The organism is Vibrio sp. FF266, assembly GCF_041439695.1.
In the GTDB taxonomy this organism is placed as follows: Bacteria; Pseudomonadota; Gammaproteobacteria; order Enterobacterales; family Vibrionaceae; genus Vibrio; species Vibrio tasmaniensis_A.
Genome location: NZ_JBGOOO010000001.1, coordinates 387073 through 407514 on the forward strand (window position 1 = coordinate 387073; position 20442 = coordinate 407514).

At 45.6% G+C, this 20442-nt stretch carries 19 protein-coding genes; 7 read left to right on the plus strand and 12 right to left on the minus strand.

Going from position 1 to position 20442, the window contains the following annotated elements; genetic code table 11:
• Positions 1 to 13: 13 nt before the first annotated feature.
• From ACED59_RS01685 to ACED59_RS01695, 3 genes are all read right to left on the minus strand, one after another.
• Positions 14 to 1552 (minus strand): sulfatase-like hydrolase/transferase, encoded by a 1539-nt coding sequence (locus ACED59_RS01685; protein WP_017096312.1) that lies wholly within the window; start codon positions 1550 to 1552, stop codon positions 14 to 16.
• Positions 1553 to 1716: 164 nt separating this feature from the next.
• Positions 1717 to 2613, minus strand: coding sequence for a LysR family transcriptional regulator (locus tag ACED59_RS01690; RefSeq protein ID WP_017097581.1), 897 nt, complete (start codon positions 2611 to 2613; stop codon positions 1717 to 1719).
• Between the two features lie 17 nt (positions 2614 to 2630).
• The gene (locus ACED59_RS01695; protein WP_032499755.1) at positions 2631 to 3782 is read right to left on the minus strand and encodes an anaerobic sulfatase maturase; all 1152 of its coding nucleotides are present in this window, start codon (positions 3780 to 3782) and stop codon (positions 2631 to 2633) included.
• 242 nt (positions 3783 to 4024) lie between these two features.
• Here ACED59_RS01695 and ACED59_RS01700 point away from each other — a divergent pair, with 242 nt between their 5' ends.
• The 3 genes from ACED59_RS01700 to nfsA all read left to right on the plus strand — a co-directional run bounded on the left by ACED59_RS01700 (position 4025) and on the right by nfsA (position 7616).
• Entirely contained in the window at positions 4025 to 5425 is a 1401-nt protein-coding gene (locus tag ACED59_RS01700; protein ID WP_017097579.1) for a DUF1254 domain-containing protein, read from the plus strand.
• A gap of 167 nt (positions 5426 to 5592) precedes the next feature.
• Positions 5593 to 6705, plus strand: coding sequence for an OmpP1/FadL family transporter (locus ACED59_RS01705; RefSeq protein WP_371704973.1), 1113 nt, complete (start codon positions 5593 to 5595; stop codon positions 6703 to 6705).
• Between the two features lie 188 nt (positions 6706 to 6893).
• Positions 6894 to 7616 carry an oxygen-insensitive NADPH nitroreductase gene (nfsA, locus tag ACED59_RS01710; RefSeq protein ID WP_012600115.1) on the plus strand — a complete coding sequence of 241 codons (723 nt, stop codon included), beginning with the start codon at positions 6894 to 6896 and terminating at the stop codon, positions 7614 to 7616.
• A 99-nt stretch (positions 7617 to 7715) separates the two neighbouring features.
• Here nfsA and ACED59_RS01715 read toward each other — a convergent pair whose 3' ends face one another.
• Positions 7716 to 9248 carry a phospholipase D family protein gene (locus ACED59_RS01715; RefSeq protein ID WP_017097577.1) on the minus strand — a complete coding sequence of 511 codons (1533 nt, stop codon included), beginning with the start codon at positions 9246 to 9248 and terminating at the stop codon, positions 7716 to 7718.
• A gap of 160 nt (positions 9249 to 9408) precedes the next feature.
• Entirely contained in the window at positions 9409 to 9972 is a 564-nt protein-coding gene (locus ACED59_RS01720; RefSeq protein WP_017097576.1) for a TetR/AcrR family transcriptional regulator, read from the minus strand.
• Between the two features lie 60 nt (positions 9973 to 10032).
• On the opposite strand from ACED59_RS01720, the gene ACED59_RS01725 reads away from it, so the two are divergent.
• Complete coding sequence (locus ACED59_RS01725; protein ID WP_017097575.1) at positions 10033 to 10599, plus strand: dihydrofolate reductase family protein; 567 nt, start codon at positions 10033 to 10035, stop codon at positions 10597 to 10599.
• Between the two features lie 139 nt (positions 10600 to 10738).
• Positions 10739 to 11236, plus strand: coding sequence for a hypothetical protein (locus ACED59_RS01730; protein ID WP_017097574.1), 498 nt, complete (start codon positions 10739 to 10741; stop codon positions 11234 to 11236).
• A gap of 154 nt (positions 11237 to 11390) precedes the next feature.
• Here the strand turns inward: ACED59_RS01730 and ACED59_RS01735 are convergent, their stop codons facing one another.
• Positions 11391 to 12272, minus strand: coding sequence for a LysR substrate-binding domain-containing protein (locus tag ACED59_RS01735; protein WP_017097573.1), 882 nt, complete (start codon positions 12270 to 12272; stop codon positions 11391 to 11393).
• A 281-nt stretch (positions 12273 to 12553) separates the two neighbouring features.
• Here ACED59_RS01735 and ACED59_RS01740 point away from each other — a divergent pair, with 281 nt between their 5' ends.
• Entirely contained in the window at positions 12554 to 13741 is a 1188-nt protein-coding gene (locus ACED59_RS01740) for an MFS transporter (protein WP_029223892.1), read from the plus strand.
• A 78-nt stretch (positions 13742 to 13819) separates the two neighbouring features.
• Here ACED59_RS01740 and ACED59_RS01745 read toward each other — a convergent pair whose 3' ends face one another.
• From ACED59_RS01745 to ACED59_RS01765, 5 genes are all read right to left on the minus strand, one after another.
• Positions 13820 to 14383 (minus strand): sugar O-acetyltransferase, encoded by a 564-nt coding sequence (locus ACED59_RS01745; protein ID WP_004732276.1) that lies wholly within the window; start codon positions 14381 to 14383, stop codon positions 13820 to 13822.
• Positions 14384 to 14586: 203 nt separating this feature from the next.
• The gene (locus ACED59_RS01750; protein ID WP_017097570.1) at positions 14587 to 15585 is read right to left on the minus strand and encodes a LacI family DNA-binding transcriptional regulator; all 999 of its coding nucleotides are present in this window, start codon (positions 15583 to 15585) and stop codon (positions 14587 to 14589) included.
• A 99-nt stretch (positions 15586 to 15684) separates the two neighbouring features.
• On the minus strand, positions 15685 to 17124 hold the full coding sequence (locus tag ACED59_RS01755; protein ID WP_017097569.1) for a 6-phospho-beta-glucosidase: 1440 nt from the start codon (positions 17122 to 17124) through the stop codon (positions 15685 to 15687).
• Between the two features lie 170 nt (positions 17125 to 17294).
• Positions 17295 to 17819, minus strand: a complete 525-nt coding sequence (locus ACED59_RS01760; RefSeq protein WP_029223891.1) for a hypothetical protein — start codon at positions 17817 to 17819, stop codon at positions 17295 to 17297.
• A gap of 51 nt (positions 17820 to 17870) precedes the next feature.
• Positions 17871 to 18260 (minus strand): VOC family protein, encoded by a 390-nt coding sequence (locus ACED59_RS01765; protein WP_012600103.1) that lies wholly within the window; start codon positions 18258 to 18260, stop codon positions 17871 to 17873.
• Positions 18261 to 18469: 209 nt separating this feature from the next.
• Between ACED59_RS01765 and ACED59_RS01770 the strand changes: the two genes are divergently transcribed.
• Positions 18470 to 19357 carry a DMT family transporter gene (locus tag ACED59_RS01770; protein ID WP_371704974.1) on the plus strand — a complete coding sequence of 296 codons (888 nt, stop codon included), beginning with the start codon at positions 18470 to 18472 and terminating at the stop codon, positions 19355 to 19357.
• Between the two features lie 88 nt (positions 19358 to 19445).
• Here the strand turns inward: ACED59_RS01770 and ACED59_RS01775 are convergent, their stop codons facing one another.
• Entirely contained in the window at positions 19446 to 20360 is a 915-nt protein-coding gene (locus tag ACED59_RS01775) for a LysR family transcriptional regulator (protein WP_017097566.1), read from the minus strand.
• Between the last annotated feature and the right edge of the window lie 82 nt (positions 20361 to 20442).

Consider the following 20442-nt stretch of genomic DNA (forward strand, 5'->3'; position numbering starts at 1 on the left):
GTCGTATTTGGCGTTAGTCAGCAACCACTGATTTGTCTGCCATACCAATACCACCGGCTTTCTGTCTTGGTGGAAACGCTTTGAGTGACTTCTGATATTCCGCCGCTGATTTTTGCAGCTTTGGTAGTACCCAAGACTTCTCTTTCATCCATAAGAACCAACCACGAGTATCAGGGCTACGCTCATAAGGATCAGCCTTGATGTTGATGAGCATCCCTAGTGGCCACTCTTCAGGAGGCGCAATCCACTCCGTTTTGGTTTTTAGGTGCACTTTCCAATCATCAACTCGGAACGCATTCAAATCTTGCTCGTTGTAGAAGAAGAACTCATGGCGTTGGCTCGGCTCACCTTTGGTCAACATATCCAGCTGGTTATAACCATCCAAGTGGACTTGATAACGCTCGCCGTTTAACTCTTTTCCATCAAGCAGTTCTTGCTTAATGTCGCCTTCACCCACTGCAGCCATAATGGTTGGCACCCAGTCTTCAGAAGTCATGAAGCCATCGGTGTATTCACCTTGAGGGATTTTATCTGGCCAGCTGACCAGCATTGGTACACGGAAACCGCCATCCCACGTCGTGCCTTTTTGACCACGGAAAGAGGCAGAACCACCATCAGGCCAATGATCTAGGTTTACGCCGTTGTCTGAGGTAAACAAGATTATCGTGTTATCAATTTCACCAAGATCTTCTAACTTATCGAGTAATACACCGATCTGGTCATCAAGTTCAATCAAGCCATCGTAATACGTGTTGATTTGGCTCGCGCCTTGATACTCAGGACGCACGTGTGTTTTTTGGTGCATACGAGTCGGGTTGTACCACATGAAGTAAGGTTGTTCGTCTTTCTCTGCTTCATGTCTATCGAGCCAATTAGTAGCAAACTCCAAAAATTCGCCATCAACGGTTTGCATGCGTTTAGAGCCTAAAGGACCTTTATCTTCAATCGTTTGCTTTCCAACCACACCAAACCTTGGGTCTTCTTGCATGTCCACACTCTCGGTAGCGATGGTGTGAAGAACATTACGAGGGCGACCTCTGAAGTTAGGGTCTGTTGGGAATTCCGGCTGTTCAGGCATCTCCATAACGTTGAGGTGGTAAAGGAAACCGAAGAATTCATCAAAGCCGTGCACCGTTGGTAAGTGACTGTTGTTATCGCCTAGGTGACTTTTACCGACATGCACGGTCGCATAGCCTTTGTCTTTCAGCATTTCGGCTAGGGTTGGATCTTCTTTTTGAAGGCCAAGTGAAGAGCCCGGCTGACCGACAGACGTTAAGCCTGTTCGGAAAGGATATTGACCTGTGATAAAGGCAGAGCGCCCCGCGGTAGAGCTGCCTTGTGCGTAGTAATCACTGACCATCATGCCGCGCTCGGCAATTCGATCAATGTTCGGCGTATCCACTGCGCCTAAACCGCGGTGGTAGGCAGACAGATCCGTTGGGCTCACATCATCGAGCATGATGGCAACCACATTGGGTTGGCTCGCTGCGTGTACATTGACGCTCGCCAGTACCGAGAGCGCCAGAGCGGATTTAACAAAAGACTTATACATTTATAACCCTCATTCACTATGAGTAAATCGCTGAAGTCACAACGAACCATTGTTGAGGTAAATGGTATAAGAAAGAGGCCAAAAATGGCTTGATAGCCACTATTACGATTCTTAATAGTGGCCGTTAGAAAGGGGAGTTATTTAAAGGGAATAGTAGCGTGATGCTAGGATTGAATAATCGACGTAATTTCTTTTTGAAGCCAATCCGTGAACGGGTTATTACGGTTTGCTTGATGAGTAAACAGTGCTAATTCTCGACGATAGGTGTCTTTCAACAGTTCCGGCGGTAAATCGATACAACGATAAGAGTGATCAAGCAAATAGCGGCATTTCGACGATGTTACATAGATGAAGTCGCTGTCCTTAACGACTTCTAGCATCAAATTCATATTGTTGCTTCTGAGCCCGATGTGTTTATCTAAGTCGTATTTTTTGATCAACATTTCCGTCTTGGTCGGCTGAATGTAACCAGGGATCATATTGATACAGAGTGGGTATTTCAGAATGTCCTCAAGGGAGTTGCCTTGAATTGGGTGGTCTGCTCTTAGCACCAACATGAACTTATCAAAGCCAACTGGGCGTTCAGTCAGGGTTTTATTGACGTCCATAGGAAGATAGCTCACTCCCCAACACATTCGGTTGGTCTCTAGAGACTGGACGCCATTATCTAACCAAGGTGAGCATTGGAACGTCACTTGCGGCGCTTCTTTGGTCAGCTTTTTGATTAGTGGCACACCCACTGGGATCAACAGCGGGGAAGGCAGCATGATTTGAACCTCCCCTCTTAAATCTTCCAAGCCCCACTCATCATTGGGTATGTAAAGGTTGTCTAGCTGTTCTAATAGTAGAGGCAAGGTTTCGATGAGCTTCAAGCATTTTGGGGTGGGTTCAAGCCTTGCTTTATCTCTAACAAACAACTCATCATCAAATTGTTCTCTGAGCTTACGAAGCATGACACTGATCGTCGGCTGACTTACGTTCAAGGTTTTGGCTGCACTCACCGTTTGACGAGTTTCATTAAGCACCAAAATGAGCCGCAGTAAGTTTAGGTCTTTGGTCATGCCCTACTCCAAATGATTTAGAAAAGTGGAAAGTACGCTGGCGAATACCCTTTTTTCATCGCTTCTACCATAGGCAATAATTTGGGTAATGCGTGACGAAAAAACATCTCATACCCTTGGCATAAATGATTCATCGGACTGCCATCTTCGATTGTTGCTATTCTGTTTTTAGGACAACCACCTTGGCAGAGTTCAACAAAGTCACAACGTCGACAAGTGCTGTTTAACTCTTCATATTTGTTGGTGCCAAACGCGATTTGTTCTGGTGAGCTCGCCATGGTTGCAAGCTTATCACTGTTCATGGTGCCCAGTTGATGATCTTGATACCCATAATGGTCACAACTGTAAACATTGCCGTCATGCTCAACCATTAATTGCTGTCCACAAGTCGCGCTGTGATGGCACATTTGGCTTTGGTAACCCATCAATACCATTAGACAGTTTTCAAAAAACTGGATATACACTTTACCGACATCATTGGCGCTCCATGCATCAAACAAATCACAAAGAAATTGCCCCCATTGCTCACCGGTTAACGACCAATCATGCCCTGTTCGCCTGTCCAACTCATGATCGATACAAGGCTGAAACTGCATGTAACCACTGCCATTTTCAACCAAAAACTGATAGATCGTTTTACCGTGTTTGTAGGTTTTATTGTTCACGACCGTTAACGTATTAAAATCAACATTGTGCTTCTTTAGATAAGACATCCCACGCATTGTGCGTTCAAAAGACGACTCGCCATTTTTGTCGATCCGAGCGATGTCATTCAGGATATTGGGCCCGTCGATACTAATGCCCATCATGAAATTGTGTTTAGCAAAGAAACTCGCCCAACGATCGTTAATCATGGTTCCATTGGTCTGCATCGTATTCACGACGAGCTTGGTAGTCGCTTTGCTTGCCTGCGTTTTCATCGCAGCTTCATAGAAATCGAGCCCTCTTAACATAGGCTCGCCACCATGCCAGATAAAGTCCACTTGCTGATCTTTCATTGGCTGCGCGTCGATATGAGCACCGACAATTTTCTCCATCATGTCCAGAGACATTGAAGACCTCTTATCGACATCTTGTCTATTAAGATAATAGCAGTAGCTACAATCCAGATTGCATTGAGCCCCTTCTGCTTTAATGAATAAGCTAAAAGGATAAGTAGATGTGTTCATATCGATTCCCGTACTTTTTTGCCAACATATCAACCGAAAATCAATCAAACAATAGCGCCTCACGCCCCCTACCTGCACACGTCGTAGAGTCGCTTCACCACCCTAAAATAATGTTAACTAAAACAAATGCTTGAGTGGTAAAATTAGACTATTAACATCCTTAATATCGGCTATTACACTCCTTAATCTCACTTGCTCATATGATAAATGCCTAATTCTGTTCCTACGATCTAAGGTGTTCTATGAGAAAGCTCCTCTATAAGAAAAGTGTACTGACCAGTTTAGTGTGTTCTTTATCCAGTATTATCGCGATGCCATCCCTTGCCCAACAATCTATTAATCCTGAAGAAGAGCTCGCTTACAATCTAGGTGTTCAAGCATTTATCTATGGTACGGGTCCATTAACCGTGGCTGCGGTTAGGCAAACGACCACATCTGTTGATGCGCCGATGGACAACGCTATGGCACCATTGAATGAGATGGGTAAAACACGCGTTCTATCTGGACCTCAGGATAGGATTGTACCGACCGTCAACAACGATACGCTCTACTCACAAGCTCACTACGATCTGGATTTATCAGGTCCAATGGTGATTGATATTCCTCGCACCGATAACCGTTATTACATTGTTCAGCTATTGGATGCTTACTCAGATTCGATTGAAGATCTGCATGTGAAGAATGTCGGCGACCAAGGTTCAAAAGTGCTTTTGGTCAACAAAGGATGGGCTGGTGAAGTACCAGAGGGAATTGATCGTGTCGTAGAATCTCGCACTCCTATGGTTTGGTTGATTCAACGAACGGGCGTGTTTGGCGAGCAAGACCTCAATGACGCACTGGTTATTCACGATAAATTCCTCAGCTACCCACTCGATCAACTCGGCGCAGAGCATGACATCGTAGAGCTCAAAGCTTCGACAGGTCGTATCCCACCCATGGCGAGGCCTGAAGGGTTAGAGTGGTATTCGCTAATTGACCGTGAACTACGTAAAAACCCGATTCCAGAAGATGTTGCCATCGTTGATCAATTCCAACAAATTGGTATTGGAGGATCGACCCCCTTTAACCCTGAAGCGCTAACCTCAGCACAGAAAAAAGGGCTAATGCGCGCGATTAAGTCTTCACAGCAGATCATTCAATACGCTGGTCGAAGCATCGGCGATGTCAATAATGGCTGGTCGATGATGTACGAGGGAGGCCGTTACGGGAATGATTACCTGAGCCGAGCGAGCATCAATATGCGTGCGGCTGGTTTGAATGTGCCAGAGCGAGCACTCTACCCAAATCGATACACGGACTCGAATGGCGAGCAGCTGTCGGGAGACAATCAATATCGAATGACCATGCCTGCCGATGCACCCGCTGACGCCTTTTGGTCTTTGACCATGTACGACGCTAAAAACCTGTTCATGGTTGAGAACTTCATTCAACGCTACTCCATTTCAACCAATCGTAAAGATGAGCTGAAATACGCAGAAGACGGCACCTTGCCAATATGCATTCAATACGTAAAACCGTCCGATCCAACGTGTAACTGGCTACCCGCGCCTCAAGATGACTTCTATCTTCACATGCGCCTGTATGAGCCAACTCAAGCCGTTCTCAACAATGAGTATCCGCTGCCACAAGTTGAAAAACTCTAGCCTCAATTAAGTTAATTACGTCGATTAATCCAACTAAGGCAATTAAGTAGGTCAAGTCGATTGCCACGGCGTTCTTAATGTTCGCTCGTGGCAATTCGTTCTCTCCCCAAATACATGGCTCAAGCTGCTAGCAACATAACTCATACACTGAAAATGAGGTTCTATTCTTGAAAACACCTTTCATCACACTGTCTCTGTTAGTAACAGGGATAGTCAACTCTCTCGCTCACGCGGGAGGGTTAAATCTATCTCAGATTGCGACAACCAAAAGCGTTGGCACAGCCGGCGCAGGAAACGTCACCGCGAACGATGCATCCGCCGTGATCACCAATGCTGCGGGGTTATCGGCTATTGAAGAAAGCGCTTGGATTCTCGGCGTTCAATACCTCGATGTTGAAACCACTTTTGTCCGTGACGATAACTCGGCTTCGACCACAGGAAGCAGCGCCGATGTTCTCCCTCATTTGTCTTACGCATCAAGGCTCAATGACCAATGGGTCGTCGGCGTAGCATTGCACGCAGCTGGCGGCACTGGCGTTAAATACTCACACGGCGTTGGCGCACACCCTGCTTTATTGATCAAAGAAAATAGCATTTCGGCACTCAACTTTACGTCGTCATTGTCATATCAGGTCAATGAACAACTGTCTCTTGGTGGTTCTTTGATATTGCAGCACGCTGCGCTTGAAACTCAAGCATTGAATGGTCGAGAGCTTCAAGGAGATAGCCTCGACCTAGGATTCGGCCTGAGTCTCAATCACCACATCAGTGACAACACACAATTGGGTGTCAGTTATCAGGGCCAATTTGATCACGACCTTTCCCTTGATAACGCCAACGCTTTTGGCATTAGCTCTGAACTAACATGGGTTCGAAGCTTAAACTTAGGGTTGAAGCATTCATTAAATGAAGACTTAAACCTTCTACTCAGCTCCAACATGGAGACATGGCAAGATTATGATGACAAATACTCAACCACCTATTCTCTTGGGGTTGGTGTGGAATACGCATACGAGGATTGGTTGCTGTACAGCGGAGTGAGCGGTGACACGAGCCCTGTAAGCAGTCAAAACAGAGATGTGTTACTCCCGCTCGATAAACAGTGGCGTATCGGATTCGGCGCTGAGAAGAAGATATCCAACGACTTACATCTAGGATTGAGCTACCAATACCAAGATTTAGGCCATGGTGAAATTAATGCTGACTCAGGACTATTTCAGCCTTCTGGCAGCTATTCGACCAACAGAGTTCACTTCATCACTTTGTCTCTTCGCCATTAAAGCGAACTCTTGAGCGTTATTCGCTTCTAGCAAGAAACCGTACAAAAAAGGATTGGCTGTGACAGCAATCCTTTTAAATTCATGAATATCATTCTGCCAACCAGAAAGGCTCGAACACCCTTTACGCTCATGGTAATTGTCGTTATTGTGATTCTCTACGTCATCATCACAAGGACTGTCTGAGAGTTATGAACAGCACGATTGAAACTATTCTGGGGCACCGCTCCATTCGTCAATATACAAATCAACCGATTGAAAAAGCACAACTTGATGTGATTATTCAAGCTGGTCTCGCGGCTTCGTCCTCGAGCTTACTGCAGGCTGTTTCTATCGTGAGAGTGACAGACAAAGAGAAGCGCAAACTGTTAGCCGAATACGCAGGTAACCAAGCTTACGTTGAGAACGCTGCAGAGTTTTTGGTGTTCTGTATCGACTATCAACGCCACGCTCAAATCAACCCTGAAGTGAAAACCGACTTTACTGAACTGACCCTGATTGGCGCGGTAGATTCTGGCATCATGGCGCAAAACTGCATGCTGGCTGCTGAGTCTCTAGGTTTGGGTGGCGTGTATATTGGTGGGCTGCGTAACAGCGCACAACAAGTGGATGAACTGCTAGAACTGCCACAACACACCGCCGTATTGTTCGGAATGTGCTTAGGTCACCCGGCACAACAACCAGAGGTGAAGCCTCGCCTTCCAGCTCACGTGGTGATGCACGAAAACCAATACCAACCGCTGAGCCTAGATGAAATTGCCAGCTACGATGATTCAATGCAGAGCTACTACGCAAGCCGTTCAAGCAACCAAAAGCAGAGCAGTTGGTCACAGCAGATCACGCAAAAGCTGTCTGGCGAATCTCGCCCGCATATCCTGCCTTACTTGAACAGCAAGCAGCTGACCAAGCGTTAAGCCGTTAAGAGCTTGCAACAAACCACAGCAAACAGCAGTACAAACAAAAATGTCAGCGTAATATACGCTGACATTTTTATTTATCCGGAGGCGGCTAGCTTACAGATATTTCTCAATCGGTAACAACTGTAGGAAGCCTGACTGCATTCGTTCCCACTTACCCGTTTCAGGTTCGCTGTCCCAACTTTGCTCGCCTGAATACCAATACACATCACCGTCTTCCAGTTCCAAGCGCCAGCTATTATCGTCACTCATCGCTTGCTCAATAGTGTTAGCTAACGTTTCAGCAATCTCTTTATTCTCAATGATCAAAACCGATTCCGTGTTCAAGTAGGTAGAACGCAAGTTGAAGTTAAATGAGCCGATGCTCGCGATGCTACGATCGAATACGACTGATTTAGCGTGCAAGCCATAGGCCGTTTCAGGCGCACATTTAGACACGTCTTGAGTCGAAGCTTCACACAGCTTAGATTCTGGTTTTAGCTCAAACAGGTCAATACCATGCTCCAGCATGTCGTAACGTCTGCCCGCATAAGCGGAGTGATTCGTCACCAGATCATTAGACGCCATAGAGTTCGTTAGCGCTTTTATCTCAACCCCCTGGTTGTTCAATACCTGCCACTCTTCAAGCTGACCATCATCGAATACAAGGTAAGCCGATTCCAACAAGATCTCTTGTTTCGATTCGCTCGCTAACTTCCCTAGAAGAATCGCGGTCGCTTTCGGTTCATCGGTATTATCTGAGTCCTCAGGGACGGGCTGATCGTAAACAAAGCGCGCATTCACCCAAGTCATCTCACCAATCACCTCTTTCAGTAAGCTATCAGAAGCCTTACGATCTAATGGTAATTCAGGATAATTTTGATAATGCGGAACGACAATATTATCTATCTTCGAGAGATCAGGTTGCTCGTCATCACCCAGCATATCGACAGGGTAAGACCAACGGCTGTTCCAGTATTCAACAAAACTGGTTTGGATGGTGTTAACTAGCGAGCCCATGACTAATACATCGCGGTCTCGGAAATTGATTTCATCAGAAAGGTCGAAATATTCATCACCAATATTACGCCCACCCACCACAGACAAGGTGGCATCGACGGTAAACGACTTATTGTGCATGCGGCGATTTAAGCGAGAAAAATCACCGACAAAGCTCAGCCATTTACTGAAGCCGCGACGTGTTGGTGTTGGGTTGAAGATACGAATCTCGACGTTCGGGTGCGCATCCAATGCCGACAGCAAACCTTCACGTTCGTTAAGGTTGATATCATCCAGCATTACGCGAACCTTCACACCACGCTCAGCCGCGGCTAATAAACGGCTCGCGAGATAGCTGCCCGATTCGTCAGAGTTCCAGATGTAGTATTGAATGTCGATGGTGTGCTCGGCACTTTCGACCAGCGCTAATCGCTGTGCTAAAGCATCCCAACCCGACTCTTGCAGACGAACCGCAGTGGTGCCTTGCTCTAAAGCTTCAGGCTGAAATTCATTGGTTAGAACCGATAAAGAGCTAGGTGCAGGAGAGGTTGGCGGTTCTGTTGGATGATCGATGCCTTCAGGAAGTGAAGAACACCCACCTAAAACGGCGATTAAGATTAACGTTAAACTGATGCGTTGGAGCACAGGCATGTATCTGACTTCCTTTTCACGATGGCGTCTTTAGAAACTTTCCGGACAGCTTTTCAATGAACAAGCTATTCCGATCTATTCATTGATTATTACTGCTAAAGCCTGAAATTTATAGGTAATTATCCAGTATAAATTTAAAGGTCAGTAAATTGCCTACAGATCACTTAAGTTGAGTGAGTGCTAAACAGTATAAACTCAGCGGCTTTTCGACCATTTCAATGGTGAGTTCAGTTCGGTCTGGGTTGCAGTTCAACGCCAAAGCGTAGCCGTGTAAATAATCCACCAGCAAATCCAGCGCGTTTTTGGTTTGCTCATCGGTTAACGCTAACGGGCTCAACACCGCTTCAAAGCGTTCACTAAATACTTCCATTGGCCCGAGGGATTTCATGGTCAATAAGGTCTCTAACAAGCCTCTATATTCGTTGAGCATCGACAAGTAACTCACACTGAGCCGATATAGGTTATCTTGCCAGTCTTGATTCAGCTCTGGCTGTGCCACTTCTTCAATCAAAGAAACTGTGATTGCCTCAAGCAGATCGTTTTTGTTTTTGAAGTAATAGTATATAGCCATCGCATCGACCCCGAGTTCCGTCGCCAACCCTCGAACACTTGGCACTTTGCCACTCTCTCGCATCATGCTTTTAGCAATAGTGAGAATTCTCTCTGCGCTGAGTTGGCTTGATCCACTCTTTGGTCGACCTCGTTTCTGATCCTTGACAGTCATACCGTCACCTCTTAAACTTTATTTCTACACTGTAGAATATTTTAATTTATTACCGTGTAGATGCCAAGTTTCTCATTGATATCGGAGTTAAAAATGTCAAATATTGTATTCATCGCAACCAGCCTTGACGGTTACATTGCAGACAAGCAAGGTGGCTTAGATTGGCTGCAAGCGATTCCAAATCCAGACGGTGACGACATGGGTTACAACGCTCATACTGATCATATCGATGCACTGGTCATGGGACGTAATACAATGGACATGGTGTTGAGCTTTGGCATTGATTGGCCTTACAGCAAGCCAGTCTATGTACTGAGCAACACTTTAAATGAAGTACCTCAAGAGCTTGAAGGTAAAGTATTTTTGATGAAGGGCGAGCTTAAACAGATTGTCGCGAATTTGAATAACAAAGGCCTAAAGAACTTGTACATTGATGGCGGCATCACCATTCAAAACTTCATCAAAGAAGACCTGATTGATGAGCTGATCATCTCGACCATTCCTGTCGTGCTTGGTGGTGGGTCCCCGTTATTTGGTGACTTAGTATCTCCCGTCGATTTTACATTGAAAGACGTCACGACGTACCTTGATGAGATAGTGCAAACTCATTACTTACGTAAGCGTTAAAGCTGTTGTTGCTCTAAGGGCATGAAAGGATCAACACCGAAAACATTGTTCACGCGACGTAAGCTTTACCGTCTCTACACAAGCCTCCCCTAAAGTAGTACCCTTTATCGTCTCTCATTCTTGATGGTAGCTGGATATTATGAAGCTTTTGGTCGATCGCACTGGTGAACAGTTTTTAGAAATTCTGCAAGAATCTGGAGACACGCTGACGGTTCAATTCATTACCAATGAAGGCAATCGAAAGGGTAAACCGTTCCAAGATAACTTGAGTGGATTGTTCCTCACGGGGTGGAAGCCGCGCACTACTTCAACCGCCATCGGATTAGAACGCTTTAAGCAAGGCAAACTTGAAGATCCCCAAGTGAGTTTCGCATTGCACCAGCTCTATCCACTGGGTCGATACGTAAAATTACCTTCTGGTGATATCGCAACAATCGCGAGTTACGCCAATACCCATGCCGATGGCTACTATATGTTTGTGCGCCTCAACGATGAGTTAACCCGACTTAAGATTACGCCCGATTGGGAACTGCAACCTTCCGCTCAAAGGTTAGCCTTGCCTTATTACCCTGCGCCAAGAAGCCAGCAAGAACTCGACAATATTGATGACTTCGATGCTTGGGCGGGTGGGTTTTAAACACTGAAAGTCAGTAAACGCTATTGAGATCACATCCACCTATCGAATCTCAATACAACAATATGTGCTCTCTAAACATTGATACGAATACCCGTTCTCAAACGATTCAAATAACGGTTTGGCTGTGTGCTGCTAAAGAGTGTTTCATTCTTCCCTACAAGCTCAAACGGGGCTGTATAAAATCAATAAACGCCGAGATACGTTTAGAGACAGAGGACGACTTGTAATAAACCGCATTCACTCGCTCTCGGTCTGTGTTGGCAAGTTTGTCTTGTTCCAAAATAGGGATTAGACGCCCTGCTGCCATATCTTCCTGCACCATAAACCCCGACAGACAAGCAATCCCATTTCCAGCTAAGACTAGTTGACGCACGGTTTCACCATTACTGGCTGTCACAGTAGGCACGACGTCACTTTGGTTTGGTAAAGGCCAATGGTTAAGCACTTTGTTACCCGCAAATCCCACAATTTGATGCGAACTCAAATCTTCAGGTTTGGTGGGTAGCCCACGCTTAGCGAGATAATCAGGTGACGCCACAATATGGAGTAAACTTTTTCCTAACGGTCGAGCGTGCAATGTTGAATCGGACAACTTACCGATTCGAATCGCAACATCGGTTCTCTTTTCGAGAAGATCAACGAAGCCTTCGTTGGAAGTGAGTTCCAACTCAATGTCTGGGTAAGCCTCTTTGAATGACTGCACCAACGGCACTAGCTGATGGAATACGAATGGGCTGGCGGCATCGACTCTTAAACGACCTTTAGGCAACTCACCGCGCGACACGATTTCTTCTTCCGCGCTCTGGATCATTTGTAATCCCACCCTGACTGAATCGACAAACTGCCGCCCTTCCTCCGTCAATTCCACGCGTCTCGTTGTTCGGTTGAATATTGAGACGCCGAGTTGCGACTCAACCTTACTCACCGAACGAGATACCTTGGCGACTTGCACATCCAACGTCTCTGCTGCCGCAGAAAAACCACCAGCATCGACAACGGTGAGTACCATTTCTAAATCATCTGAACGGGTTAACATAAGGCTCCTTCGCTATCTTCATTTTGTTTAATGTCATCTCGCTAGTGCTCATCACAGCTCAAATCATCTATGTCTTTTCGATCTCATCAGCTTAACCCAATGATCGGCTAACTCTTTAATTATTGCAAATTTCACAAAGGTTATTTGTTAATGGTGGCATTTTTCACAAATATATTTTGCTAGATAATCCTCGCCATCAAACGAAGCGCTCCTATTGCAGTCACAAGCTGCCCCATTTTATCGCGCTCGGTATTTAACAAAGAACAGTAAGAGAGATGATTATGCCATTAGCATTACTTGCATTGACGCTCAGCGCCTTTGCCATCGGAACCACAGAATTTGTCATCGTAGGCTTGATTCCTACCATGGCGAGCGACTTAAATGTATCTCTGCCATCGGCAGGCCTATTAGTCAGTTTATACGCGCTTGGCGTTGCTATTGGCGCACCAGTATTAACGGCATTAACCGGAAAGTGGAATCGTAAAGCGGTATTGCTAACCGTGATGGCATTGTTTGTCATTGGTAACTTATTGGCGTGGCAAGCTCCAGGCTATAACACGCTGATCGCCGCACGAATTTTGACCGGCCTCGCCCATGGTGTGTTCTTCTCGATTGGATCGACCATCGCGACAGGTTTGGTTTCAAAAGATAAAGCAGCCAGTGCCATTGCGATCATGTTTACGGGTTTAACAGTTGCATTGGTGACTGGCGTACCGCTGGGTACTTACATCGGCCAAACCTTCGGCTGGCAAGCGACCTTCTTGATCGTTGCTCTGCTTGGCCTTGTTGCTCTTATCGGTAGCGCTATCTTGGTTCCAAGCAACCTTAAGCAACCACCAGCGGCGAAGATTTCGGCACAACTAAAGGTTCTAACTCAACCACGCTTACTGTTGGTTTACGCTATCACAGCACTGGGTTATGGCGGCACATTCACAGCGTTTACGTTCCTTGCTCCAATACTGGAAAACGTATCAGGGTTTGATTCGAGCTCAATCAGCTTAATCATGTTGGTCTACGGTGTGTCAGTAGCGGTAGGTAACATCTGGGGCGGAAAAATGGCTGACAAGATGGGGCCGATTAAAGCGCTAACCGTTATCTTCTCTGGTTTAGCCGCAGTACTGGTGGTATTCAACTTTACCGCAGTAAACCCTTATGCAGCTGTTGCTACCATTTTGGTTTGGGGTGCATTTGCATTCGGTAACGTTCCAGGACTACAAGTGTATGTTGTGAAACTGGCTGAGAAATACACACCTGACGCCGTCGATGTCGCTTCTGGGTTGAACATTGCAGCCTTCAACGTCGGTATTGCATTAGGCTCATGGGGCGGTGGTTTGATTGTCGCGAAATCTGGATTAATGAACACCCCTTGGGTAGGTGCTGTGATCGTTTTGATCGCTCTTGTTCTGACTCGATTCAGTGGTGCGTTAGATAAGAAGCAAGCACAACAAGCTGTTCCATCTAGCATCTAGCATCTAGCATCTAGCATCTAGCAAGGATAGAAAAAACAAAGCCCGAACCTAGGTTCGGGCTTCGTCATTTACATCTGATTATTGTCCGTTATCGATCGATTTCAGCACTTTACATGGGTTACCGACTGCAACCACATTGGCTGGGATGTCTTTAGTTACCACACTGCCCGCGCCAATCACACTGTTTTCGCCAATGGTCACGCCAGGGCAGATGATCACACCACCACCTAACCAAACATTGTCACCAACGTTAATTGGCGTGCCAAACTCAACGCCTTCTTCTACACGGCCTTTCACATCGAGTGGGTGACCTGCGGTCAGGATTTGAACGTTCGGACCAAGCAGCACATTGTCGCCAATGGTCACTTCAGCCACATCCAAAATCACGCAGTTAAAGTTAGCGTAGAAGTTCTTGCCCAGCTTGATGTTCGAGCCGTAGTCACAACGAAATGGAGGTTCTAGATGCGCGTTTTCACAGCCCGGAATGAGCTCTTGCGTTGCCGCTTCCCATTCAGGAGTGTCAGGAATACTGTTATTGAGTTTTTGAAGCACCTTACGACACTCGATACGAGCGGCATAAAGCTCTTTATCCCAAGCCTGATAAGGTTCGCCTGCTAGCATTTTTTGTTTTTCTGTTTTCACGTTACTTACCTGTTCTCGCATCACTCAGCTATTTTCATATTACTTAGCTAGTTTCACATTACTTAACTAATGGTGGTCAATTCATCGACCAAAAAACGCAATATCGCACATCTAAATAACAGTGAATAAGGAGTGTTTGAGCTTGGTTTAAGAGATGCGCAGCTCGTCACTTTTTGTAGGTGAAATATGAAATTCGAACGGTGCTAATTTAGCTTCGCTATCGAATCACGTAACACCAAACTGCCAGTGGTATTGATGGTGGTCGCTTGCTCTGTTTCACCGACAATTTGCAGGATCGCCTTTTGCGTCATTTGCTCTAATGGCACACTGACAGACGTTAAGCTTGGCGTTAAAAACGCCCCCACTTTGCTGTTATCAAAACCAACGATAGAAACATCTTGAGGCAATGAGTACCCAAGTTCGGTTAACGCCTTAATCGCACCAATCGCCATGTCATCGTTTTCAGACAAGATAGCGGTGAATGTTGCTTTGCTTTTTACCAGAGCCTGAGCCGCATGATAACCGCTCTCCATCGTCCAATCACCTTGAACAACTTTGGCCTCATCCAATGCAATACCATGTTTAGTTAGCACATCTTGATAGGCTTGGTAACGCAGCTCATCTGTCGAAGAACCGGCTTTACCACGAATAACCGCAATCTCTGTATGACCCTGCTCGATGATGTGTTCCACCATCAAGCAAGCACTTTGGTAATGGTCGGTGGTAATGGCATGATTAGGCTTCGACGGCATTTCTCGGTTGAGTACCAGAATCGGTGTGTCTGTGCTTTCGATGACCTTTGCAATCTCACTTTCGGTTAAGCACTGTGGATAGATGATGATGCCCGCACACTTCATATCCAGCAGGAAGTTGATCGCCTTTCTTTCGTCTTCTGCGCTGTGTTTACCATCGGTGATCACCAGCTGGTGATTCGACTTTTCGCTATAAGAAGCCGCGTGATACATCAAGGAAGAGAAGTAAGGGCCATTGAACAACTCATTAGTGATTACAAAGCCGATGAAATTGGTCTTCTTGGTCGCCAATTGCTGGGCCAACAAGTTCGGTCGATAACCTGTTTCTTGAATCGCATCGAATACCTTTTTCACCACATCTGGGCGCACGATGTTCTTGCCATTTAAGACACGAGAAACGGTCGATTTAGATACGCCTGCGCGGTTCGCGACATCAAGCATGGTTACCATTCGCTTCTTTTCCTTTATAAAAAATTAGCCGACATAGGCCGACTAATTCATTGCAAAATGACAGCTCACAGTTCACATAACTGCGCTGGGAAATGCATTCTAAATAGTGGTACCGTTAGATGCAATCACGCCTTTATACCACTCGAACGACTTCTTGCGTTTGCGTTCTAGTGAGCCAGATTGATCGTTGTGCTTATCTACGTAAATGAATCCGTAGCGTTTTTTCATCTCGCCCGTGGTGAATGAAACTAAGTCGATACAGCCCCAAGGGGTGTAGCCCATCAAGTCAACGCCATCAATCGCTACGGCTTTTTTCATCTCTTTGATGTGGTCACCAAGGTAAGCAATGCGATAGTCGTCATTAATGCTGCCATCTTCTTCAATGGTATCAACAGCGCCAAAACCGTTCTCAACAATAAACAATGGCACTTCATAACGTTCATACAGAGACGCTAAACAGAAACGTAAACCTGTTGGATCAATTGGCCAGCCCCAATCGCTAGACTGGATAAATGGGTTATCGACCGAGTTCTCATGACCGCCGTCCATCGCTTCTTCGGTTGACTGATGCGAAGAAGAATCCAAGGTATTCGACATGTAGTAGCTAAAGCCTAAGTAATCCGCTTTACCTTCTTTCAAGATTTGCTCATCTTCTGGCTGCATTTCAATATTGAAGCCTTTGATTGCCCAGTCACGCTTAGCGTAATTTGGGTAGTGACCACGCACCATCACATCCGAGAAGAAGTAACGATCACGCATCGCTTGCTGTGCCACCATGATATCTTCTGGCTTTGAAGAACGAGGGTAGAAAGGCACCATCGCACACATCGCACCGATCTGAAGATCTGGGTTGATCTCGTGACCTTTCTTAACCACTAAAGCACTTGCCACAAACTGGTGGTGGACCGCTTGATACATTGCTTCTTGCGGCTTTTCGCACTGTGGGAATTTCACGCCAGAGCATAACCAGCCAAAGATATCTGCCGAAGTATTCATCTGGTTATTTATCTCATTGAACGTCATCCAGTATTTCACTTTGTGCTGGTATCGCTCCATCACCGTAGTTGAATACTTAACAAAGAAATCGATCACTTTTCGGTTCATCCAGCCGCCATATTCGTTAGCTAGGTGGTAAGGCATTTCAAAGTGACTCAGTGTTACCACTGGCTGAATATCGTATTTCAACAGCTCATCAAACAAATCATCGTAAAACGCTAAACCCGCTTCACACGGCTCGGCTTCATCGCCATTTGGGAAAATACGCGTCCAAGCAATACTGGTTCGGAAGCACTTAAAGCCCATCTCAGCAAATAACTTAATGTCTTCTTTGTATCGATGGTAGAAATCAACAGCGACTTGGTTTGGGTAGTTTTCGCCGTCGATCACGCCGTCAGTGATTCGACGTTGTACACCATGAGCGCCCGCTGTTAAAACATCAACAACACTGACACCTTTACCATTCGCATCCCAGCCGCCTTCTAGTTGATGTGCTGCAACCGCACCACCCCATAAAAAATCGTTCGGAAATTCGTTGTTCATACCATTACTCGCTACAAGTTATTCGTGAAAAAGATCAGGATTAGAGAGCTCATTACAGCCCTGAAACCGATTTCAATAAAAGCAAAGATACAGATTGAAACCGGTTTCAGCAATGACTAAACGATCTTTTCCTGATCGAACTACAGACTAATCAAAAGTCAGCGTTACGATCAGTGCTCTTCAAAATATTGATCATGTGTGTGTTTGCTAGATTGGTCTTGAGTTCCGGGATAGAACTGAACCAAAGTCTGATCGGCTAGTGTGAGGTGAATCCAACCCTCTTTGACTTTCAGCCAATTGGTGCCGTTGGTCTCGTAGACGGCAGGAAAAATGCCCCAGCCTGATTCTGATACCTGCAACTCTTGAAAACGGTCAATTGGAGTGAGTTTATTGCTGTTGAAATCAGCATCGGAGTAAACCAACAGAGTCTTGATAGCATCGTTTGACTTAAACGTATAACAGCTCACAGAGGCTGAAGTGCGATCAAACCACTGGTAAGGTTGTGCGCCTGTTAAATCATAGACCGTACAGTCGTTAAATTGAATGGCCCACTCTTGGTGAGCTTTAAAACCGAGGTAACCTATGGGTTGTGATGGTTCAGGTTTCGAGTCCGTCTCCTGCTCATACACCGGTTCTGAGGTAGCACATCCCATAAGCCCAAGACTAAAAAGGAAAGTCACAGCAAGCTTCATCATTGTCATACCTCAGTTCCGTTAGTAGATGAGTAACTCAATTAAGTCTCTACATTAAACGGTAAGTTCCAAACGATTACCATCAGGATCGAGCACACAGCTCTCATAATAGCCATCACCTGTTCTTCTTGGGCCATCTAAGCGCTCATAGCCGTCTTCGACCAAGCGTTGAGTCAGTTGGTCGACCGCTTGTTCCGAACCTAGTGATATCGCCATATGAATGAAGCCTGTGAACTGGTCATAGATATCGTCTTTCGATTCAGGGACAGAGAACATTTCCATGATCTCTAAGCGACTACCGCTTTCAAAAGACAAGAAATATGAAGAGAAGCCTTTGCTTGGATTGTGATATTTCTGGTTGGACGTTGCACCAAAGTAATCCTCATAAAAACGTTTAAGCACTTCGAGTTGTTTGGTCCAAATTGCGATGTGTTCGATCTTCATTTTTATCACCTAATGTTTACATATGACACTAGATTACTCGTCAGACAAGGAAGGATAAACAGAACATAATTCATCAAAAGTGTTCCTATTTAATAGTCAGTTCCGTTATCAAAATGCCAACAATTAGCTGCACAGTATTAACATCTAAATTTGTGCAATACATAGCTTTGATCCATAGTCGGTGTTTTACACAATCTGAGATTCAAACTGTGAGCTTTTTAAAACTGATACTACTTGCGGCTATATGGGGAGGCTCGTTTCTTTTCATGAGAATGGCGGCCAATCCATTAGGGCCCGCAGTCTTGATTGAAGCGCGAGTTCTGTTTGCAGCACTTACTCTGCTTTTAGTTTCTTTCTATTTAAAAAAGAAGCTCTCTTTTCATGATCACGCTAAACACTTCTTCATTCTCGGGCTGTTTAACACCACACTTCCTTTTTTGCTTTTCGCTTATGCCGCGCAGACACTTAACGCCTCGACACTCGCCATCTTGAACTCTACCGCGCCAATATGGGCGGCAATCATTGGTGCAATATGGACCAAAACAGCACTCGAGGCGAAAGTTCTATTGGGACTTGGGATTGGGGTAACGGGAGTTGGCGTGTTAGTCGGTTGGAATGCGATGAACATTGGCCGTGAGGCTATGCTTCCTATCTTTGCAGCAGTGATGGCGGCCTTTAGCTACGGAATAGCGTCAAACTATACGAAACAAGCCCCTAAAGTTGAGGCATTCAACAATGCTCATGGCAGCATGTGGGCTGCGGTGTTGTTGGTTTTGCCATTTGTATTCTTTATTCCAATGAGAGAAACACCCGACGTTACGATCACTACGTCGGTTATCTTATTAGGCGCGGTATGTACTGGGTTAGCGTATCTACTTTACTTCAATCTCGTCTCTGAACTCGGCGCACCTTCAGCCCTGTCCGTAACCTTCATCATTCCGGTATTTGGTATTCTCTGGGGTAACTTATTCTTAGATGAAGCAATTGGCATCAATACGATTGTTGGTTCAATTCTGGTTATCACAGGCACCATGTTGGTGACAGGTATGTCGCCAATGAAAATGTTCAAAACAGCTCGTCAGAAACGCGCACAATAAGTTGATTGAACCCCAAAAACCTAATTAAAACCCTCAAGTAACAGAGACAAAAACGGCCTCCAAATGGAAGCCGTTTTTCATTGAATCGTTAACAACTTTGAGAGCTCGTCATGTATTGTTGAATCTTGGTTCTTAACCATTGATGTGCCGTGTTTAAGTCTGTTCGTTTATGCCAAATCATATACTGTTTCATCGGCAAGACCTCAAAAGGTTGCTCGAGCACTTGCAGTTGGAATCGCTCCGCAAACTGATTAGCAAAACCTCTAGATGTACTACCAACACAGTCGGAGCCAGAGACCAACACACACATCGTCATTAATGAATCACATTCGGAACTGACTTTTCGCTGCTGTATCGGATTTTTTGTAAAGTAATCCGCGGTGTAAAGGTGAGAGCGACGCATTCTGAAGGTGATGTGTTTCTCATGATAATACTGCGCTTCCGTTACCGATCCATCAATCCTTGGATGCCCTTTCTTGGCGATCAGCACGAGCTCATCTTCAATCACTTGCTGGTTCATATAGCCATTCACTTGTGGGTAGTGAATATCGATCGCTAAGTCGGCTTGCTGCATGCTCAAACTCTGCAGCAGATCTTCTTCATTGCTTGGCACCATATTGAATTCAATTGAGATGTTACCAAGCGTGTCGTCCTTTTCCACAAGAGGCTGAAGCTTGGTTAAACCGATCTCGTTGACCAAAATTCGAAACACATGATGCTGCTGATTATCGAACTGCTTTAGCGTGCTGACCGCGCTAGTTATCCCGTCCAATGCGGGCTCTACACGTAACGCCAACTGCATCGCTGCATTGGTCGGTGTTATACCTCTACCCTCTCGAATAAAAAGGTCTGTACCCAATTGTGCTTGCAGCCGTTTCAAAGCGCCACTGACTCCAGGTTGAGTCATACCAAGCGATTCTGATGCAAGCGTGATCGACTTTAATCGATACACTTCTAAGAACACGCTCAGTAGATTTAAATCCAACTTTTCCATGTCGCTCACCGTTACTCTCCCTGTCAATGTGCTCTTAATCAATCATAGGTCAGGTTTTATCTTCGTTCCCTAACCATTGCACGACTCAATA